At 48.9% G+C, this 20120-nt stretch carries 13 protein-coding genes, 1 tRNA gene and 4 pseudogenes; 10 read left to right on the top strand and 8 right to left on the bottom strand.

Going from position 1 to position 20120, the window contains the following annotated elements:
* Positions 1-150 precede the first annotated feature (150 nt).
* The 4 genes from mgtA (at position 151) to cigR (ending at position 3671) form a co-directional block, all read left to right on the top strand.
* Positions 151-2877, top strand: coding sequence for a magnesium-translocating P-type ATPase (mgtA, locus tag J4728_RS16650; RefSeq protein WP_208212100.1), 2727 nt, complete (start codon positions 151-153; stop codon positions 2875-2877).
* A 21-nt stretch (positions 2878-2898) separates the two neighbouring features.
* The gene (mgtR, locus tag J4728_RS16645) at positions 2899-2991 is read left to right on the top strand and encodes a protein MgtR (RefSeq protein WP_001082117.1); all 93 of its coding nucleotides are present in this window, start codon (positions 2899-2901) and stop codon (positions 2989-2991) included.
* A 12-nt stretch (positions 2992-3003) separates the two neighbouring features.
* Positions 3004-3090: a magnesium transporter protection protein MgtU gene (gene mgtU, locus J4728_RS24110; protein ID WP_252515021.1), complete on the top strand. Its 87-nt coding sequence runs from the start codon at positions 3004-3006 to the stop codon at positions 3088-3090.
* Positions 3091-3191: 101 nt separating this feature from the next.
* Positions 3192-3671: an anti-virulence regulatory inner membrane protein CigR gene (cigR, locus tag J4728_RS16640; protein ID WP_061383411.1), complete on the top strand. Its 480-nt coding sequence runs from the start codon at positions 3192-3194 to the stop codon at positions 3669-3671.
* A gap of 228 nt (positions 3672-3899) precedes the next feature.
* On the opposite strand, the gene J4728_RS16635 is transcribed toward cigR, so the two are convergent.
* On the bottom strand, positions 3900-4580 hold the full coding sequence (locus tag J4728_RS16635; RefSeq protein WP_208212098.1) for an isochorismatase family protein: 681 nt from the start codon (positions 4578-4580) through the stop codon (positions 3900-3902).
* A 783-nt stretch (positions 4581-5363) separates the two neighbouring features.
* Here J4728_RS16635 and J4728_RS16625 point away from each other — a divergent pair.
* Both J4728_RS16625 and J4728_RS16620 read left to right on the top strand, forming a co-directional pair.
* On the top strand, positions 5364-6221 hold the full coding sequence (locus J4728_RS16625; RefSeq protein ID WP_208212096.1) for a transcriptional regulator: 858 nt from the start codon (positions 5364-5366) through the stop codon (positions 6219-6221).
* A 10-nt stretch (positions 6222-6231) separates the two neighbouring features.
* Entirely contained in the window at positions 6232-6696 is a 465-nt protein-coding gene (locus J4728_RS16620; protein ID WP_023213975.1) for a hypothetical protein, read from the top strand.
* Between the two features lie 94 nt (positions 6697-6790).
* Here J4728_RS16620 and misL read toward each other — a convergent pair whose 3' ends face one another.
* Positions 6791-9658, bottom strand: a complete 2868-nt coding sequence (gene misL, locus J4728_RS16615; RefSeq protein ID WP_208212094.1) for an intestinal colonization autotransporter adhesin MisL — start codon at positions 9656-9658, stop codon at positions 6791-6793.
* 74 nt (positions 9659-9732) lie between these two features.
* Positions 9733-10350, bottom strand: coding sequence for a helix-turn-helix transcriptional regulator (locus J4728_RS16610; protein ID WP_000984809.1), 618 nt, complete (start codon positions 10348-10350; stop codon positions 9733-9735).
* A 1247-nt stretch (positions 10351-11597) separates the two neighbouring features.
* Between J4728_RS16610 and J4728_RS16605 the strand changes: the two are divergent.
* A pseudogene (locus tag J4728_RS16605) lies at positions 11598-11750 on the top strand (transposase); the annotation flags it as partial.
* 132 nt (positions 11751-11882) lie between these two features.
* Here J4728_RS16605 and rhuM read toward each other — a convergent pair.
* The 4 genes and pseudogenes from rhuM to J4728_RS16585 all read right to left on the bottom strand — a co-directional run.
* Entirely contained in the window at positions 11883-12920 is a 1038-nt protein-coding gene (gene rhuM, locus J4728_RS16600) for a virulence protein RhuM (protein ID WP_000774137.1), read from the bottom strand.
* Positions 12921-13007: 87 nt separating this feature from the next.
* Positions 13008-13424 (bottom strand): annotated as a pseudogene (locus J4728_RS16595) (DUF4942 domain-containing protein); the annotation flags it as partial.
* Positions 13425-13453: 29 nt separating this feature from the next.
* Positions 13454-14638 (bottom strand): annotated as a pseudogene (locus tag J4728_RS16590) (AAA family ATPase).
* A gap of 104 nt (positions 14639-14742) precedes the next feature.
* Positions 14743-14904 (bottom strand): annotated as a pseudogene (locus tag J4728_RS16585) (TA system toxin CbtA family protein); the annotation flags it as partial.
* Between the two features lie 411 nt (positions 14905-15315).
* Here J4728_RS16585 and J4728_RS16580 point away from each other — a divergent pair.
* Complete coding sequence (locus J4728_RS16580) at positions 15316-15660, top strand: hypothetical protein (RefSeq protein WP_000120777.1); 345 nt, start codon at positions 15316-15318, stop codon at positions 15658-15660.
* Positions 15661-15977: 317 nt separating this feature from the next.
* Here the strand turns inward: J4728_RS16580 and J4728_RS16575 are convergent.
* Positions 15978-16072 (bottom strand) — tRNA-Sec (locus tag J4728_RS16575).
* 287 nt (positions 16073-16359) lie between these two features.
* Here J4728_RS16575 and J4728_RS16570 point away from each other — a divergent pair.
* On the top strand, positions 16360-17742 hold the full coding sequence (locus J4728_RS16570; RefSeq protein WP_000834259.1) for a glycoside-pentoside-hexuronide family transporter: 1383 nt from the start codon (positions 16360-16362) through the stop codon (positions 17740-17742).
* A gap of 11 nt (positions 17743-17753) precedes the next feature.
* A complete protein-coding gene (gene yicI, locus J4728_RS16565) occupies positions 17754-20072 on the top strand; it encodes an alpha-xylosidase (RefSeq protein ID WP_183047258.1) in 2319 nt (772 codons plus the stop codon).
* Positions 20073-20120 lie beyond the last annotated feature (48 nt).

Raw genomic sequence — 20120 nt, 5'->3', positions numbered from 1 at the left:
TAAAATAAAACCCACTCAAAATAGTGAGTAAGCAATAACCTTTTTTATGCATAGATAATTCTCCCGGGGCATTCACCTTGAAATCGTGAGTTTGCTATTCCCCGGGCGTGATATGCAGGAAACACTACACCTTAATTTTGGGGATTCATCATGACTGACATGAACATTGAAAACCGGAAACTCAATCGCCCGGCGTCAGAAAATGATAAGCAGCATAAAAAAGTATTTCCGATCGAAGCGGAAGCTTTTCATAGCCCGGAGGAGACACTGGCGCGGCTGAACAGCCATCGTCAGGGCCTCACGATAGAAGAGGCCAGCGAACGGTTGAAAGTGTATGGGCGCAATGAAGTGGCGCATGAGCAAGTTCCTCCGGCGCTGGTTCAGCTTCTGCAGGCATTCAATAACCCGTTTATTTACGTTCTGATGGCACTGGCAGGGGTCAGTTTCATCACGGATTACTGGCTCCCGTTACGCCGTGGCGAAGAGACCGATCTCACTGGCGTGCTGATTATTCTGACGATGGTCAGTTTGAGCGGGTTATTGCGTTTCTGGCAGGAGTTTCGCACTAACAGAGCAGCACAGGCGCTGAAAAAGATGGTTCGCACCACCGCCACGGTGTTGCGTCGTGGGCCGGGCAATATAGGCGCGGTGCAGGAAGAGATTCCCATTGAAGAACTGGTGCCGGGCGATGTGGTTTTTCTGGCCGCAGGCGATCTGGTGCCCGCCGACGTTCGACTGCTGGCGTCACGCGATCTCTTTATCAGTCAGTCAATTCTTAGTGGTGAATCATTACCCGTAGAAAAATACGATGTTATGGCTGATGTGGCAGGTAAAGACAGCGAGCAATTGCCTGATAAAGATAAAAGCCTGCTAGATTTGGGCAATATCTGTCTGATGGGAACCAATGTAACCAGCGGCAGAGCGCAAGCGGTCGTGGTCGCGACGGGAAGCCGTACCTGGTTCGGCTCGCTGGCGAAATCCATTGTGGGTACGCGTACCCAGACGGCTTTCGATCGCGGAGTCAACAGCGTGAGCTGGCTGTTGATACGCTTTATGCTGATCATGGTGCCGGTTGTCCTGCTGATCAATGGTTTCAGTAAGGGAGACTGGGTAGAGGCTTCGCTGTTCGCGCTGGCAGTTGCGGTGGGGTTGACGCCGGAAATGTTGCCCATGATTGTCAGTTCCAACCTGGCAAAAGGCGCGATTGCGATGTCGCGGCGCAAAGTGATCGTCAAACGCCTGAACGCTATTCAAAACTTCGGCGCGATGGATGTGCTGTGTACAGATAAAACCGGTACCTTAACCCAGGACAATATTTTTCTGGAGCATCATCTGGATGTGAGCGGTGTAAAAAGCGGCCGGGTATTGATGCTGGCCTGGCTGAATAGTAGCAGCCAGAGCGGCGCCCGGAATGTGATGGATCGCGCCATACTGCGTTTTGGCGAGGGTCGAATCGCACCATCGACAAAAGCGCGCTTCATTAAACGCGATGAACTGCCATTCGACTTTGTACGTCGCCGGGTATCGGTCCTGGTGGAGGATGCGCAGCATGGAGACAGATGCCTGATCTGCAAAGGCGCCGTTGAAGAGATGATGATGGTAGCCACCCATCTTCGCGAAGGCGATCGTGTGGTGGCGCTGACGGAAACACGCCGCGAGCTACTGCTGGCGAAAACCGAAGATTACAATGCGCAGGGATTCCGTGTATTGCTGATAGCGACACGTAAGCTGGATGGTTCCGGGAACAATCCGACATTAAGTGTGGAGGATGAGACCGAACTTACCATCGAAGGGATGCTCACTTTTCTCGATCCGCCGAAAGAAAGCGCCGGAAAAGCTATTGCCGCGTTGCGGGATAACGGCGTGGCGGTCAAAGTCCTCACCGGCGATAATCCGGTTGTGACGGCGCGTATCTGTCTGGAAGTGGGTATTGATACGCACGATATCCTGACCGGAACCCAGGTTGAGGCGATGTCAGATGCCGAACTGGCGCCTGAGGTGGAGAAACGCGCAGTATTCGCCCGGCTGACGCCGTTACAAAAAACGCGTATTTTGCAAGCGCTACAGAAAAATGGTCATACCGTTGGTTTTCTTGGAGATGGGATCAACGACGCGCCCGCGCTTCGTGATGCGGATGTGGGAATTTCCGTCGATAGCGCCGCCGATATTGCTAAAGAGTCATCAGATATTATTCTGCTGGAAAAAGATCTCATGGTGCTTGAGGAAGGCGTTATCAAAGGGCGGGAAACCTTTGGCAATATCATTAAATACCTGAATATGACCGCCAGCTCTAATTTCGGCAATGTTTTTTCGGTACTGGTAGCCAGCGCGTTTATTCCGTTTCTGCCGATGCTGGCGATTCATCTGTTGATCCAGAATTTGATGTACGATATTTCGCAGTTGTCGTTGCCGTGGGACAAAATGGATAAAGAGTTCCTGCGTAAGCCGCGGAAATGGGACGCGAAAAATATTGGCCGTTTTATGCTATGGATTGGCCCAACGTCTTCTATTTTCGATATCACAACCTTTGCGTTGATGTGGTACGTCTTTGCAGCTAATAACGTAGAGGCGCAGGCGCTCTTTCAGTCCGGCTGGTTTATTGAGGGTCTGCTCTCGCAGACACTGGTCGTGCATATGCTAAGGACGCAGAAAATACCGTTTATCCAAAGTCGGGCGACGTTGCCGGTATTATTGACGACCGGCTTGATTATGGCGATAGGCATTTATATTCCATTCTCACCTCTGGGCGCGATGGTTGGACTGGAGCCGCTGCCACTGAGCTACTTCCCATGGTTGGTGGCGACATTATTGAGCTACTGTCTGGTGGCGCAAGGCATGAAGCGCTTTTATATCAAACGCTTTGGCCAGTGGTTTTAATGATGTTTGAGGATCGCCCAGATGAATCGCTCACCCGATAAAATCATCGCGCTGATATTTTTACTGATTAGCCTGTTGGTGTTGTGTTTAGCCCTCTGGCAAATCGTTTTCTAACGAGGTGACGCCATGCAAAAAAGAGGGTTGGACAAAATTTTTTATCAGGTTGTCCTGATAGCAATCATCCTGATTTTACTGACTATCTGGATACGATAAGTTGCTGTTGGCGAGCCCCGCTTAAAATAAGAATCGATGTAGTTGTTCTTTTTATGGCGGGGCGCTATTTTCATGGTATCCCACATCAGAAGGGCAATATCATGAATAATCGTCGTGGTTTAACCGCCGTCCTGGCGACGTTGATTACGTTTTCCCTGAGCGCTACGCCTGTGCTGGCGAATCCGGGAAATGGCAATGGCGGCGGACATGGTAATAACGCGGCTAATCAGGGTAATAACGGTAACGGACATAAAGGAAATGCCGGGCAAAAAACGGAACACCGTAAAAATGGCGGTAAACCGGATCACGTCGAGTCGGACATTAGCTACGCTGTCGCCAGGCAACTGGCAGTGAATTTAGGGCTGACGGGTTATCAGTCTTTACCTCCGGGGATTGCGAAAAATCTGGCGAGAGGAAAACCGCTGCCGCCGGGAATCGCTAAAAAAACGGTGCCGGCGTCTATGCTGGGACAATTACCTTATTATCCGGGCTATGAGTGGAGAATCGTTGGGGATAATCTGGTGCTGATCGCGCTCAGTACCGCGGTGGTCACGGCGATTATTAATGGCGTATTTGATTAAGAGCCTATCCCACCAGGCGTTATTGGCGCAGCCAGTTTGGACACGGACAGCGCGCAAAAACCGGAGCGTACACGTAGTACGTGAGGTTTGACTCGCTACGCTCGCCCTTCGGGCCGCCGCAAGCGGCGTTCAAAACGCTAACGCGTTTTGGCGAGCACTGCCCAGGTCCAAAATGGCAAGTAAAATAGCCCCATTAAATGGGGCTATTTAGCCTCTTCAGGGCGTTATTTATGCGCGTTGAGAATCCAGCAGTTCATTATTTTTTACTACTTCCTGCGCTTTGGTATAACTTTCAATCAGTAGCTGATAAGCCGGGAATATTTTGGTATATACATCCGCCCATTCTGCGGCATCTTCCCGATTCCAGGTACGTTGCAGCTCAGAGGCTACCGCCGCGGTATCCATTGGTACTACGCCCGCCTGCACCACGCGGGCCATCGTAATTTCCTGTGCCATTTTACTGTACGTACCGGAGGCATCAATTACCGCAAATACCTTGTACCCTTCCGCGACGGCGCTGATGGCTGGAAAAGCCATACAGACACTGGTAATAGTGCCAGCGATGATCAGCGTTTTACGGCCTGTCGCTTTTACCGCTTGTACAAAATCGGCATTATCCCAGGCATTAATTTCCCCTTTACGCGCGACATATTGCGCGTGGGGCGCATTCGCATGGATTTCCGGAATCAGCGGAACATTCGGTCCCTGTGGTACGGATGCGGTAGTAATGACCGGCATATTGCATAAGGTGGCGATCTTAGCCAGCGCCGCGGCGCGCGCGCGTAATTCCGGCATCGGCATGTCGCCGACGGTCTGAAACAGGCCACTTTGGTGATCAATCAGCAGCATTACTGCGTCGTTAGCACCAATGGCAGGGCGTTGACCGTTAAAATTCGCGGGTGTAGACATAATTCATTCCTTGTTGTTGCCTTTCACTGATAGTCACTATCAGTGTTAAAGTCATTAATCGCCGGGGCGATTTCCGTTTTTAAGCTGATGACAGTAATCCGTTGCCGATTCTGGATTACCCTGTTGAGTTCTTTCTGAAGGAATATTCATCGGCATCACCTTCAGTCGATTTACTTTCACGCGAATTTGTTATCACAACAATATTCATATTATGAATAAATGTTTCTATTTTACATGTCAGAGAGGATTATTGATTGAAAAAACAAACTATGCCCCTACAAATTGTTTCTGATAGATAGTTTTAAAATTATTTGGTATAAATTTGAAATATGTTGGTTAAGGATTAACTTATTTATATTTAAATAACATAAAGCACAGCTTAAATATTAAGTGGGAAGCGTGCTTTTATTAAGTATGGCTACTGTAACTCTTAATAAATTGGAAACTATCCCTATATAACGAGTGCTGCTTTTTGGGATATTACAAGCCATTATAGGAACACATTGAATAAAACCTTGTCTTTCATGTGGGGTAGATTATCAGGATATTTTTTCTCATGATTTATATATGAGATATTAAAGCGTAGTGGCACAGTAAATTTGGCCACTTGATTAAAGGTGATATTCTCACCTCAATACAAAACAGGAGACTTAACGAACAAGAAAACCAAACGTACTTTCACCCCTGAGTCTGCTATAATGAGAAAAGCAGTGTCTACGCTTACCTGTTAATGTCTTATGCCTCTCGCTCTTCTATATGATCGGTATGTGCAGGGGACAATCCATGTCCTGCTACGCAGCCACAGCATCAGACTATACTCAGTGGTGTCTATTAACCCTCTCCAACTACGTTATGTTTTGGCATGGTAACAATGCGATGTTATGGATAATTAACGATAATATTGAATTTAATCCAGAAATGAATCGCCTGGCGTCATTATCGAGGCCAGATCTCAACATTATTCTGACAACGCTCGCCAGCCGCTGCTTGCGCCTTCTGCTGGAAAACGCCCCCTCCGTCGTCTCACAACAAACATTCTTTCAAAAAGTGTGGGAAGAAGACGGCATGGTGGTGTCGGCAAATACGCTTTATCAGAATATCTCCATTATTCGCCGCGGATTACGTACCGTTGGCGAAAATGAAGATACGCTGATAATCACGGTTCCGCGTAGAGGCTTTCAGATTGAGCCTGGTGTGAGCCTCATGACCATCCGCAAAGACTTCGCTCAGACAATAGAAAAAAAGGGTGAGACGCCGCCGCGTACGTCAGGGCGTTGGTTTAAACATTATGTACCTGTACTTTGGATGACCGGGACATTTGCTGTCGGTATTTTGCTTGGCACTATAAGCTGGCAAACCGTTCCCGATAAGGATTTTTACGATCGCTACACGCTGGTTGAAACAACTCAGGGCTGTCATTTTTTCTCGCGGAATGAAGATATCGAAAGCGGTAGCCGCTTTGCAAGCTATAAGTCAATGATTCTAAAAACCGGTATGGATTGTCAGAAATACTCATGGGTCTATTTCCCTTCCAGCAGTCGCACCCCAGCGGTTACGGCATTGATTTGTCAGCAACCTTATAAAACGCGCGGTGATACAGGCTGCGTGACGCTTTTTTTCCGCGGGGTGACACATGGGTAAAAAGGCACTGATGTTAGCCTGCCTGACGCTACTGTTTCTGGGAGTAGGGCTTGGGCATCTTGTTCATTTATATACGGAAAAGAACCGGGATCCAGAGAAATGTACGGCGCCTGTGATTGTGTTTTATAACAACACTCAGGCTAACTTGACGCTGGACTTTATGTATTCGCTGAAAAAACGCACTGGGGTGGTTTCCATCAGCGGAACGTATTACGTCGATAATAAAATGAGCGGCGTGATCCGCCGTGATGTTTCCTATGTATGGAGTGAAAATAAAGACAGCACCCATTTTATATCGACGGATATCAACAAAGTCACGCGTGACGAAACACTGTCCGATGCGGTTATCGAGACGGTTTTACCCGATTTTTATGTCTATCCAGGGAAAAGTATCAGTTACACCATCCTGACTCAGGGCCATCGTGGTTTTATGTTCACTATCGGGAAACGCCCGATATTTTTCTGTACACATTAAGCTGTTTTGGGAGCCGTTCATGGAACGTATCAGCCAAATGAAAGCGCTTCCGGGTAAAAGCCGCTGAAGATCAGCGGCTCTGTTGTTACCTGAATCAGAAACTGTATTTCATCCCCAACATTCCTCGGGTATCACTATAACCTGTGTCACCCACCTGTTGCGCCACGTTACCCCATACGTTCAGGCGCGGGGTAACTTGTCCTTCAATACCTACTTTCAGTTCTCCAATATTCTTCGTACCACGCATATCGCTGCTGACATCGTCCATCTTCACGCTGGCAGGCTGCGTATTATGGATCCAGTTCGCCTCCACGAACGGCTGGAACTCTCGAGATTTATTGTCATCAATAGCATTGTGGCCGTTAATATAGGCTTTTACGCCCATGCGGGTTAGCAGATTACCGGCGGTATCATCCTTGACGAGGGTACCATTGGCTTCGCGATTGTCGTCAGCCTGCACGCCCATCCATACCACCTGCGCTTTGGGCTGCAACCAGTAGCTTTGATGCGCGCTTTCACCTAACCTGAAGCTGTAACCGGCTTCAACCGAGGCGGTAATTCCTTTGGATTTATATTTCTCAGCGGCCTGATCCTGACCCATGACCTTGTTATCAAACCAGTTGTACAGCATCCAGGTATCCACATAAGCTCCAGACCGATCGATATTGTTAGCATACCAGGTGCCGTAAAGGCCGACGCTGTAACCGGTGACTTGACCACGGGAATGATAGTCACTCACGGACGACTGCGTGCGGTTCTGGCTGTTGGCATAACCTGCCATTGCACCAATATGCCAACGGTCAAGACCGTCAGTGCTCCACTGTGCCAGATCGCCTCCCACTTGTAACACATAGCTGTTGATGCGGGTTTTTAGCTGCCCGCTGCCATCGTTGAAGCGAGTATGGGCGCCGACGTTACGCATCCACAGGCTGGTGACCTTCTTCTCACCCGTCAGCATGTCGGTGTACTGGGTTTCACCCAGACGGTCATGGAGACGCGTCATGAACAGCGTATTTGCCGCATAGTTGTTGGCAAGATAGCTGCCCACTTCCGGACGGAACTGATGTTCTGTTATCGGCGGTGTGTCAGATTGCCCTATGTCAGGAATTGTCGGATCAGGGATGACCGGGTCTACTGGCTCAGGGTCTACAGGATCAGGGTCCACCGGATCGGGAATAACAGGGTCAGGGATAACCGGGTCTACAGGATCAGGGTCTACCGGATCGGGAATGACAGGGTCAGGGATAACTGGGTCTACTGGATCAGGAATAATCGGTTCGTCCGGCTCAATGTAGCTGGTCAGATACCAGTTTTTACCTTTCTGCACCACGTTGTAGTCATAGGCTCCGGCAACAATACGGCTTGCTTTTTCGAAAGTACCGTTAGAATTACCAGCAACGTTAACAATTTCAATACCTTCAATGGTTTGCGCCCCGGCTCCTCCAATATTATTTACTGCAACAAATGTGTTGCCTGAAGTATTGCCGAGAACCTGCAGCCTGTCCGTTTCGGAATCATCATCGTTGAGCACAGTATTAAAGACCAGCTTACCGCCGTTGCCTACATAATCTTCATTGATGGTGAGCGTTTGCCATGGCTCGCCATCTTCATGGCTGAAGTTAATGGTTGCGCCACTATTCAGCGTCAGGTCAGTGAGCGTTGAGCTGCGGGTCATATTCCAGGTCGCATCGCTCATTTGTACAGATATAACGCCTGTGCCCGCCGTAGCGCTGGTGATGTACGACGCCCCGTCCCATCGCGAGTTGTCCGTCATATTGAGCTTAATCGTACTGTTCTGTTGCGGTAGCGTACCGCTGGCCGCGGTGGCGCCAGCAGCACGAATATCACCGTCGATGACGAAACGACCTCCTGAAGAACCGTCAACAATGCCGCCAGTTTCCGTGCTGATGGCGTAACTTTCGCTACTGTTATCGCCCGCCATAGTAATAGCCGCACCGCCTGCCAGATTAATGGCGCCTCGGGAGAGGGCGTATAAACCGGCAGGGGCTTTACTATAGGATGCAGCCTTACTGGCGCTGTTAACGCTAATAGTGGCATTCTCTCCCAAATTAACGGTAGCGTTAGTTGCATATACCGCGTGTGCGCTGGCACCGTTCACCGTAATAGTAGCGTTGTTGCCAAGCTCGGTTCTGGAGGAGGATGCTGCGTAAATCCCCGTTGAGGATGCGCCGGAGGTTTCGATGGTTGCATCGTCACCCAGACGAATCAAAGAACCGCTTTGTCCGGTACGCAGCCCCTCCGAACTGTCGCCGGTAGTAACAATATGTGCACGATTGCCGACGACAATCGTATTTTTGGCACGTGACGCATCCCGCATGGCGTTAGCTGTAATTCCACGTCCCTGGCTACCTGTTGTTTTGATATACAGATCGTCGCCGACGTAAATATTGGCCGATCCGGTCCAACCCTGGCCCAGTGAGTTATATCCGGCGTTAATACCGTCACCATCCTGACCATCCACGTAGATGTTGGTACGGTCACCGGTAATAATAAATACCGGGTTATCCGGAGTATTTGCGCCGTGAGTACGGATGCCATCGACGTCTCTACCATTATTCGCGGCATTCGCCGACTGCGTCCGAATGGTCAGGTCGTTGCCAAAAATCACGCCCGGACTTCCCGTCCCGCTGTTCTGAATAACCGTGACAGTGTGTTCAAACGCCTCCGCGCCCGGCCCATTAAGCGTGAGGCCATTGCCATAAACCGGGATGGTACCGGTGTTCCACTGATAAACGTAGTTGGGCATGGTACCGACTTTGGTGAAACCGGTACTGGCCTGAGCGGGAATAATGGCCTGTAATTCCGGCGGCAACTGGCTGACTAGCCCACTGGATGGCAGACTATCAACGTCAACCCAGGCCGCCTGGGAGGGAAATATCATAGAGGCTAATGCTGCTGATACCGCTATGGCGATGAATGAGTAATTTTGGGGAGTTGGCATTCTGCCTCCTGCATTATGGCTTAAAGCGTCTTCCACATCGCAATAATATGGAAATAATAAAAATGGAAACGGATCTATAAAATATTTGATATTATTTTATGAATGCTATGCCCTAGCTTATTTTCAAGCCGCAGCTTATGCACATAAAGTTTCTTAATATCAATATTGTCAATATTTACAATCTGCTGAATACTTATTCCTGATACAAAGCGCTTAAGTAATATAAATTCCGTATAGTTAAGCGTTCGTCCACGTTTACTGTTGGCAAGCCGACCGGTAAACAAGCGGTGCATCTTTTGCTGTTGCACAATATCATCGTCATCGGAATAAATAATTCCTTGTATTTTATTGCTTTTCAAAATCCAGTAATTGGCCAGCGGAGTTAAACTTTTGTCAGAAATCAGGACAATATGCATACCACTGTTTGCCAGACTGTCAGCCCATTGTAAATCGGTAAATCGTCGAAGATTCGGGAAAGAAAAATCAACAAAGATAAAACCGCTGGATAAATGGTTGTGTCTATCAAGCAATAACTTTTCAATAAACCCTTTTTTCAGGAAAGCATTACCATCTGGCCAGATGGAAAATGCCGCATTATGACAGTATTGCACCCGTACTGCGCTGTCAGGGAATAATTGACAGGATAAATCGCAACTAATGCAATGGACAATTTGTGAAGGCTTTCTCATCATCCTGAACGACTCCTGTCGATGTTTCTATTAATATTTCATTGGTAAATAAATGTGTCAATCCAGATAATATAAAGTACTACGACTGTCAAAAGTCGCGAAATATTGTCAGTGTCATAAACTCCTGGAAAGCACTAAAATACAGCTTTAAAAAACCATGACAGATCCGACAGTCGTAATACATCATTTCGGATTTGTATTTCACGCATTGAGATTTTTATACAGTATCTCCAGTATCATAAAAAATCTTAAAACAGCACTATTTGCTAAATCATGAGAGTGATAAATAACGGTTCTCAATACCAGCTGTCTGCTGCCTTTGTCACTATCGGGGTGATGTGATGAAATATAAAAGTAATTCCTGTAAACCTGTAATGAATTCTTATTATTAAAAGCTAATTTAAGATTTTTTCTTTTATTGCATTGTTATTCAATGACTTAATGGTGATATTTGTGCTCTCATCAACTTCTTATATACAAATTTAAGACTATTTTATAGAGACGCATGTAAACTTTAAGAGGGTGTAATGCTAATGCCATGAGAAAATTTTGTAACTTAACGCCGGGAGTCATACCTTGCCAATAAGTTGATCTGACTTAATTCTGATCGTGACAGTCTGAGCAAGTGACAGACTTATTGGTCGAAGCAACTTCAGCTTCTGGCTTCTCTTTTCAATCGCTCATCTGATGAAAACTCTTTCCCGGAGCACATTAGTGAGAAACAGGATGTGGTGAAACCCAATGTCCATAGATATAGTCAGTCACTTCACAAATATCCGCCTCAGGGCAGATATCTTTAACCATTCATCCGGCTTCGGCCAACTTAATTACGGCGATGTTCTGATGCTCAGTAAGACGGACTTTACGCATAGAGATTCCTTCGTCAGCAGATCGATTACGTGATCTCTAAATGTGAGTAGCACGATTATGTGGAGTAATATGAGCACATGGTATAAGAATGTATACGGATATTTTACTGCTGAAATATAATAATGGGAGGGGTTATGAATAAACAGGACGTATGGGAGAGAAAGGGTATAAAGATAAAATGCTTGCAGTATCTAATAGATAACAATGAAAAATCAGGTAATTGAGAAACTATTCAGTGTTTAGGTTGATGTGATATTAAGTCATTCAGCCGCTACAGCGCATTATCAGGATAATTTCGTCTGGATAAAACGGAGGAGGGAATCGCCACAGGTTTAACAGACACCGCTGAGTCATTTAAGATGACTTAAAGAGAGGAGCCCATGAGCGGTAAACGTTATCCCGAAGAGTTTATAATTAAAGCGGTAAAACAGGTTATTGAGCGCGGCCATTCTGTTTCCAGCGTCGCAACACGTCTTGATATTACTACCCACAGTCTTTACGCCTGGATAAAACCGCCATATTCACGACGGCATCATGCAATCACAGGAGTCTAATTTGATATCTTGGTCTGTTGAATTTATTGACTTTTATTGTGTTGGGTTTTTATTGATGCCCCCTATTATGCCCTCAAATGATTTTGCTTGTGGGGTTCGGGGCATTCTGAGCTACTTTTTAGGTTCTGTTTTCCATTGTAGCAAACCGGCGATATCCTTCTCACCTTCGGCTTCTTTTAAGCGCCGTTGTTGTTCAGCAAACTGACTATATTCCGCCTGCGCTTTTTCATCGGCCATTTTCTTAGTGACTTTACCTGCGCCTTGTAAAACCTCACGGTCGTTAAATTGCAGGAACTGATCCAGCTTATCCTGCCAGTCGCGTAAAAAGACCTGCTGACGACGACGGGCCTGATCCTCGGCAAAATCCAGCCACATGTTAACTACGCGGTTAAGCTCGCTGACTTCATCTTGAGTGAGATAATTTTTTGCCACCGTCACGTCACCCTTACGTACCTCTTCACCTTTATAGCTGGTCAGCCCCATATGCGGCTGGCTGGCGTCAGCACGCTGATGAATGAGTTCAGCAGCGGTATGTCCGGTACAGGCAAAATGCAACTTGTTCTGGATGGTTTGAAAAAATTGCGTGGTTTCTTTGAGCGATGGTTGATAGTCGGCGGCTAACGCAAAGATCTCTCGTACCCGCAAATAAACCCGACGTTCGCTGGCGCGAATATCGCGGATACGCTCCAGCATCTCAGCAAAATAGTCGGGTACAGCCGATGAACCCACGGGCGGATTTTTCAGGCGCTCATCGTCCATCACAAAACCTTTGATCAGGTATTCCTGGAGCGTCTGGGTTGCCCACTGGCGGAACTGTGTGCCGCGCGGGGAGCGAACGCGGTAGCCGACAGCAAGGATGACAGGCAGGCTGTAGTGAAGCCTGTTGCGGCTTACCTGACGGCTACCTTCCTGTTGAACTTGTAAGTAAGACTTACAGGTTGCGTTTTGCTCAAGTTCGCCTTCTTCATAGATCGCTTTAATGTGCTGTGTAACTGCCTGGGGAGTGATCTGATAAAGGTTGGCGATGGTTGCCTGAGGGAGCCATAGCGTCTCTTGCTCAAAGCGGCACTCCACACGAACTTCACCGTCATCGCTGGCAAACATAACAAATTCGCCTGCCGGGGATTGGGTTAAGTATTTGTCTGCCATGCCGCCTCCGCTTATATCTGACTCGCAATGCCGTAATCTGCCTAGTATGCCAGAAATTCCTGGTGAAGCTTATTACGCAGATAGCGTTTATTTTGCGGGCAGCGCCCCCGGATAATGCTTCGCCACGATATCATTCATCTTCTCCACCAGATCCAGACGCTTAAACGTGATATGTCCGCTGCCCTTCTGAAAGTAGCGGATGGTGAACATATCGTCTTCAAAGACCTGCTCACGCGGATTATCGCGCACGAAGTCCATAAACCGGATAGAGACATCATGCCGGTTGTCAGGAATGGTTTTACTATCCAGCAGGTAGAGCATTCGTTCCAGATCGGCGAGCTGGTCGCGTCGCCAGCCCCAGTTCAGGCTGTAGCCCCATCGGTCATGCTTCACCAGATTGTTGACGATAATCTTCTTGCCGAAATAACAAGGATTATTGGTTTTGTACTCTTGGCTTAACCCCTTAAATACATTGATAATCCCACGTTCGAAAACATCCTGTTCCTTAACCGGAGGTTGGGGATCGACGCCCATCACGCTGTGCAGTACATCATTACTTGGCTCGCCGTAGGTCGCCCCGGTGGTATTGACGCCAGACCATTACCTTTCTCGTCCTGTTCAAGTAGGCGAACAGACTCACGTTTTACCGTGCTGATAACCTGCGGGCTATGGGTAGTGACAATAAACTGGATTAGTGGAAATGCGCTGCGCAAAGACTGGATAATTTGCTGCTGCCAGGCTGGGTGCAGGAACATATCGACTTCATCGATCAGCACAATCCCTGTGTTTTTAAGGCGGCTTCATCGCGTAAATGGGGGTTGAGTTTGACACAGCGAAACGCGATATCCGCTACCATCGCAACCGCATTACGCAGGCCGTCGCTGAGCTGGGCTAAGGGGATATTGCCGTGCTGCGGATGATTCATTACCAGTTGCTGGTTATGGCTGGAGCTGTATTCCAGATCGCGCCAGCCAGTTACGTCTTTTGTCAGACAGTTAATGGCTTGCTGGATAGCCTGAATAGCTTCTTTCATCCGCGAATACGAACATCTTCTTTTAACTTTGTTGAAGGTGATTCAAGTTGTGTGATTTGATGTTCACGGTAGCTATGCCATAGCCAGCTATACCACTGCTCAAACTGTTTATAGTTTGATGTGGCCGAGAGGCAATCGTCATAACCAGACAAACGTGAAAAGGCGCTGTTATCCAGACGCTGTTCAGTAGGCTGTGCCTCATAACGTTCCTGATACCACAAGCGAGCAGTCCCCAGATAAAGCATTAGGAGAAGTTCAACCTGCAGCAAATTATGCTCTTCACGCACCAGCGTCTGAAGTTGTTCACCCCAACGGGTAAGCTGCGCCGCCGTCTTATCTTCATGCGGCGGCTGTTCTCCTCGCTTGTCGAGCATCCAGGTTGCCGTCTTTCCACTTTCCCATTCCCCGGTAGCCGTAATCATGGCCGGAGACGACATTTCCATGTTCAGCGCTTCGGGGCGGAAAACCAGACGTACATCTTCTGTACGGATCGCCAGCGATTTATCTTTTACATAGAGGCCGGCAAGCCACGAATAAAGGGGAACAGCGCCAGGCGTACCGCATCCAGTACTGTCGTCTTGCCCGCGCCGTTTGGTGCAACCAGAATCGTAATGTGTTCATCAAAAGTAATATCGAGCTGCCTGAAACAACGAAAGTGAAGCAGTGAAAGTTTGTCGATTCTCATTACACCAGCCTCACCTGTTTTTATGTTTTAGTATAATAACATCTCTTGCCTGCAATCTTGCCCGCTTTAAGCGGGTAAAGGTTACGCCTTTTATCACGTTTTAACTATTTATCCTGTTGATTAACATGGTTTTTATAAGGAATTAATAAAATCCTTTCCTGTCGTGTCCGTAGAATATCGACAGCCTGGAGACAAGGTGACTGTTGCTGGTAACCATATTCTTTGCGATCGATACCAACTCGTTCATGTTTTTTCTTCAGAAAGTTACGGCATCGACAAACGTAGCGCCTGCGTTGATAAACGTAAGGCTATAGTGCCTTCAAGTAGATGAGTAAGCTGCGACGTTACTGCTCGTATGAACACCATCCACCCTTATGATGTGAGCCTGTACCCCCATGTGGATGTTGACCCTTTGGGCAGGCAAGCGCACTGGATGATGCCGTGACGGTAATAAAAGCGATAATCATCGCTGTAAATAATCTCTTCATATATAACTCACATTAATAAATTAGAACATATTACTAACTACTACAGAATACGCATACTTGATACGGACTTAGGGGATAATATAACGCGTACTTTAGTTTAAATTCTATCCTTCATGTGGCATAGGTTATCAGGATAGGTTTTCGTTATGAATTTTATCTGGGATATTGAAGCAACATATTGGGGGGGATATGAGTTATAAATATGTTGGTAAGCATGGCTGTGATGTTGCATTGCGGATGGGCTATAAAGAATGCCCCGATGAAAATGCTTATGGTGATGCCTATTATATTAAAGATGGATTAAAATGGATATTTAATATAACAGGCTTAAAAAAACGGCTTGGCGTATACAGCGACGACGATCTCCGTAAACAGAACTATGATGTAGATACCTATTATCGAGTTGAAAACCAACAGGAAGAAAGTGCAGATGATGAAATGCAATCGCTATATCATAATTTAGCGGTAGACGAAGGAGAACCCGTGTATCTGGAGGGAGGCATGTATCTTTATCCAGATGGCTCTATACGTTGATCTCATAATTTTGGCCTGGTAAGCGTTACCTCTTTTGAGAAAGGATGAGCCTGTAAGTATGACCCACAAGTTCGTTTGGTGATTAGTTAAGTCCCGCCCGCGTTAGTTCTGGCGTACTTTTATCCCTTCTTTGCGGACGATATCCCACAATAAATGGACGTTTGGTTTTAGCAATCGGTAAATGGTGATTAATAAAATAATATTCCACTTTCTCTCTCCACCTTTCCTTTCGTATTATATGCAAGAACTGGTCTTAATAATAAGCAAATACTTTGTCCCGAAATAGAGGACGAATGGTGGGCATGAGAGAAGGATTTTGGCGGAAGATCACAGGAGTCGAACCTGCCCGGGACCGCTGGCGGCCCCAACTGGATTTGAAGTCCAGCCGCCTCACCGGAGACGACGATCTTCCGCGCCTCGATTGCTACATGGAGGCGCGCGCATTATAGCTACTTCCTGGCGTTTCCACATCCCCTCCCGTGCTTTTTTAACTTCCCTTTCCTTCTGCCATGACCGGTTTCATATAAACCCCCATAAAATCCATTAGTTACATTTCATCACACTTTTTGACGCTACCCTGATCACAGAAAACAAGAATCGTAATTTGATAACTAAATAACGGAATATTCACGCTCGCAGGGAAGGTTTACAAAAACTGTAACCGGTATCAGTGAGCGTTGTGAGCATTAAGGATGCGTAATGAAAAGTGAGATTCTCTCCGTTAAGGAGAAGATTGGCTATGGTATGGGCGATGCCGCGAGCCACATCATCTTTGATAACGTCATGTTATATATGATGTTCTTCTATACCGATATTTTCGGTATTCCCGCTGGTTTTGTCGGCACCATGTTTTTACTGGCGCGTGCGCTTGATGCCATCTCCGACCCTTGCATGGGCCTGCTGGCCGACCGCACCCGCTCTCGCTGGGGCAAATTCCGGCCCTGGGTGCTGTTTGGTGCGTTGCCGTTTGGTATCGTTTGTGTGCTGGCTTATAGCACGCCGGATCTCAGTCTGAACGGCAAAATGATTTATGCCGCCATCACCTACACGTTGCTCACCCTTCTGTACACTGTGGTCAACATCCCTTACTGCGCGTTGGGGGGTGTAATAACCAATGACCCAACGCAGCGTATCTCCCTGCAATCCTGGCGCTTTGTGCTGGCAACGGCGGGCGGAATGCTCTCTACCGTACTGATGATGCCTCTGGTGAAACTGATTGGCGGCGAGAATAAGGCGCTGGGCTTCCAGGGGGGTATCGCGGCGCTCTCGGTGGTGGCGTTCCTGATGCTGGCGTTCTGCTTCTTTACCACCAAAGAGCGCGTTGAAGCGCCTGCCACCCATACCTCCATGCGTGAAGACCTGCGTGATATCTGGCACAACGACCAGTGGCGCATAGTCGGCCTGCTCACCATCCTGAATATTCTGGCGGTATGCGTGCGCGGCGGGGCGATGATGTATTACGTCACCTGGATATTGGGCAAACCGGGCGTGTTTGTCGCCTTCCTCACCACCTATTGTGTCGGCAACCTGATTGGCTCGGCGCTGGCAAAACCGTTGACCGACTGGAAATGCAAAGTGAGCGTTTTCTGGTGGACCAACGCTTTACTCGCAGTAATCAGCGTGGCGATGTTCTTCGTACCGATGCACGCCACGATCGCTATGTTCGTCTTTATCTTCGTGATTGGCGTATTGCACCAGTTAGTCACGCCTATTCAGTGGGTGATGATGTCCGACACCGTCGACTACGGCGAATGGTGTAACGGCAAACGCCTGACGGGGATCAGTTTTGCCGGCACGTTGTTCGTGCTGAAACTGGGTCTTGCCCTCGGCGGGGCGCTGATTGGCTGGATGCTGGCAGGCGGCGGTTACGACGCGGCGGCGAAAACGCAAAACAGCGCCACGATCAGCATCATCATCGCTCTGTTCACTATCGTCCCGGCCATCTGTTATCTGCTGAGCGCCGCGATCGCTAAACGCTACTACACCCTGAAAAGCCCGTTCCTGAAAACCATTCTGGAACAACTGGCGCAGGGCGCACACCGTAATGAACAAGAATTTACCCATAAAGAATTGCAGAACTAAAGGAACAGACTATGAAAATTAGCGACGGAAACTGGCTGATCCAGCCTGGCCTTAATTTGATTCACCCGGTTCAGGTGTTCGACGTTGAACAGCACGGGAATGAGATGGTGGTCTATGCCGCGCCGCGCGATGTCCGCGAACGAACCTGGCAACTGGATACCCCGTTGTTTACCCTGCGCTTTTTCTCGCCGCAGGAAGGAGTGATAGGTGTACGGATGGAACACTTCCAGGGCGCTTTGGATAACGGCCCACATTATCCGCTCAATGTCTTGCAAGATATCAACGTGGAGATGCAGAACAACGCCGAATTTGCCGAACTTAAGAGCGGCAGCCTGAGCGTGCGCGTCACCAAAGGCGAGATCTGGTCTCTGGATTTTCTGCGCAACGGTGTACGTATCACCGGTAGCCAGTTGAAGAATAACGGCTATGTGCAGGATACCAACAGCGGGCGCAACTACATGTTCGAGCGTCTGGATCTCGGCGTGGGCGAAACCGTCTACGGGCTGGGCGAGCGCTTTACCGCGCTGGTGCGTAACGGTCAGACGGTGGAGACCTGGAACCGCGACGGCGGCACCAGTACCGAGCAATCGTACAAGAATATCCCGTTCTATATCACCAACCGTGGCTACGGTGTGCTGGTGAATCATCCGCAGTGCGTGTCGTTTGAAATTGGCTCCGAGAAAGTCTCCAAAGTTCAGTTCAGCGTCGAGAGCGAGTATCTGGAATACTTCGTCATCGACGGCCCGACCCCGAAAGACGTGCTGAACCGCTATACCCAATTTACGGGTCGTCCGGCGCTGCCGCCCGCCTGGTCGTTTGGCCTGTGGCTGACCACCTCATTCACCACCAACTACGACGAAGCGACCGTTAACAGTTTTATCGACGGTATGGCCGAGCGCAATCTGCCGCTGCACGTCTTCCACTTCGACTGTTTCTGGATGAAAGCTTTTCAGTGGTGCGATTTTGAATGGGACCCGGTGACTTTCCCCGATCCGAAAGGGATGATTCGCCGCCTGAAAGCGAAAGGGCTGAAAGTCTGCGTGTGGATTAACCCCTACATCGGCCAGAAATCCCCGGTTTTCCAGGAGCTGAAAGAGAAAGGGTATTTACTTAAACGCCCGGACGGCTCCTTGTGGCAGTGGGATAAATGGCAGCCGGGACTGGCGATTTACGACTTCACCAACCCGCAAGCCTGCGAATGGTATGCCGACAAGCTGAAGGGCCTGGTGGAGATGGGAGTGGACTGCTTCAAAACTGACTTCGGCGAACGCATTCCAACGGATGTGCAGTGGTTTGATGGTTCAGATCCACAGAAAATGCACAACCATTATGCCTACATCTACAACGAACTGGTGTGGAACGTGCTGAAAGAGACCGTCGGCGTTGAAGAGGCGGTGCTGTTCGCCCGTTCCGCCTCGGTGGGCGCGCAACAGTTCCCGGTGCACTGGGGCGGCGACTGCTACGCCAACTACGAATCGATGGCGGAAAGCCTGCGCGGCGGGCTGTCCATCGGCCTGTCAGGGTTTGGCTTCTGGAGTCATGATATTGGCGGATTCGAGAATACCGCGCCGGCGCATGTCTACAAGCGTTGGTGCGCATTCGGCTTGCTCTCCAGCCACAGCCGCCTGCACGGTAGCAAATCCTACCGGGTTCCGTGGGCCTATGACGACGAGTCCTGTGACGTGGTGCGCTTCTTCACCGAACAGAAGTGCCGGATGATGCCGTATCTGTATCGGGAAGCGGCGCGCGCCAACGAAGCCGGTACGCCAATGATGCGGGCGATGATGCTGGAGTTCCCGGACGATCCGGCGTGTGATTATCTTGATCGCCAGTACATGCTGGGAGATGCGGTCATGGTAGCGCCGGTATTTAGTGAAGCGGGCGACGTGGAGTTCTACCTGCCAGAAGGCCGCTGGACGCACCTGTGGCGCAACGATGAAGTGCAGGGCAGCCGCTGGCATAAACAGCAGCATGACTTCCTGAGTCTGCCAGTGTACGTGCGTGACAATACACTACTGGCGCTGGGCAACAATAGCCAGAAGCCCGATTACGCCTGGCATGAGGGTACGGCCTTCCAGTTATTCCATCTGGATGACGGCTGCGAAGCGGTCTGCGAAGTCCCTGCTACGGATGGTTCGACAATCTTTACGCTGCAGGCGAAACGCACAGGCAATACTATTACGGTGAGCGGCGAAGGCAAGGCGCGCAACTGGACGCTGTGTCTGCGTAATATTACGCAGATTAGCGGTACCAAATGCGGCTCATATGCGGGAAGTGAACTGGGCGTAGTGGTCACCCCGCAGGGAAATGAAGTGGTGATTACGCTTTAAATCTGAATCGCCGGATGGCGCCGTGAGCTGCGCTTATCCGGCCTACAA

Origin of the sequence: Salmonella sp. 32070601201500089SM (assembly GCF_017573605.1) — a bacterium.
GTDB lineage: Bacteria > Pseudomonadota > Gammaproteobacteria > Enterobacterales > Enterobacteriaceae > Salmonella > Salmonella enterica.
The sequence above is the reverse complement of the archived record's forward strand: the minus strand, read 5'-3'. Positions and strand labels throughout refer to the sequence as shown.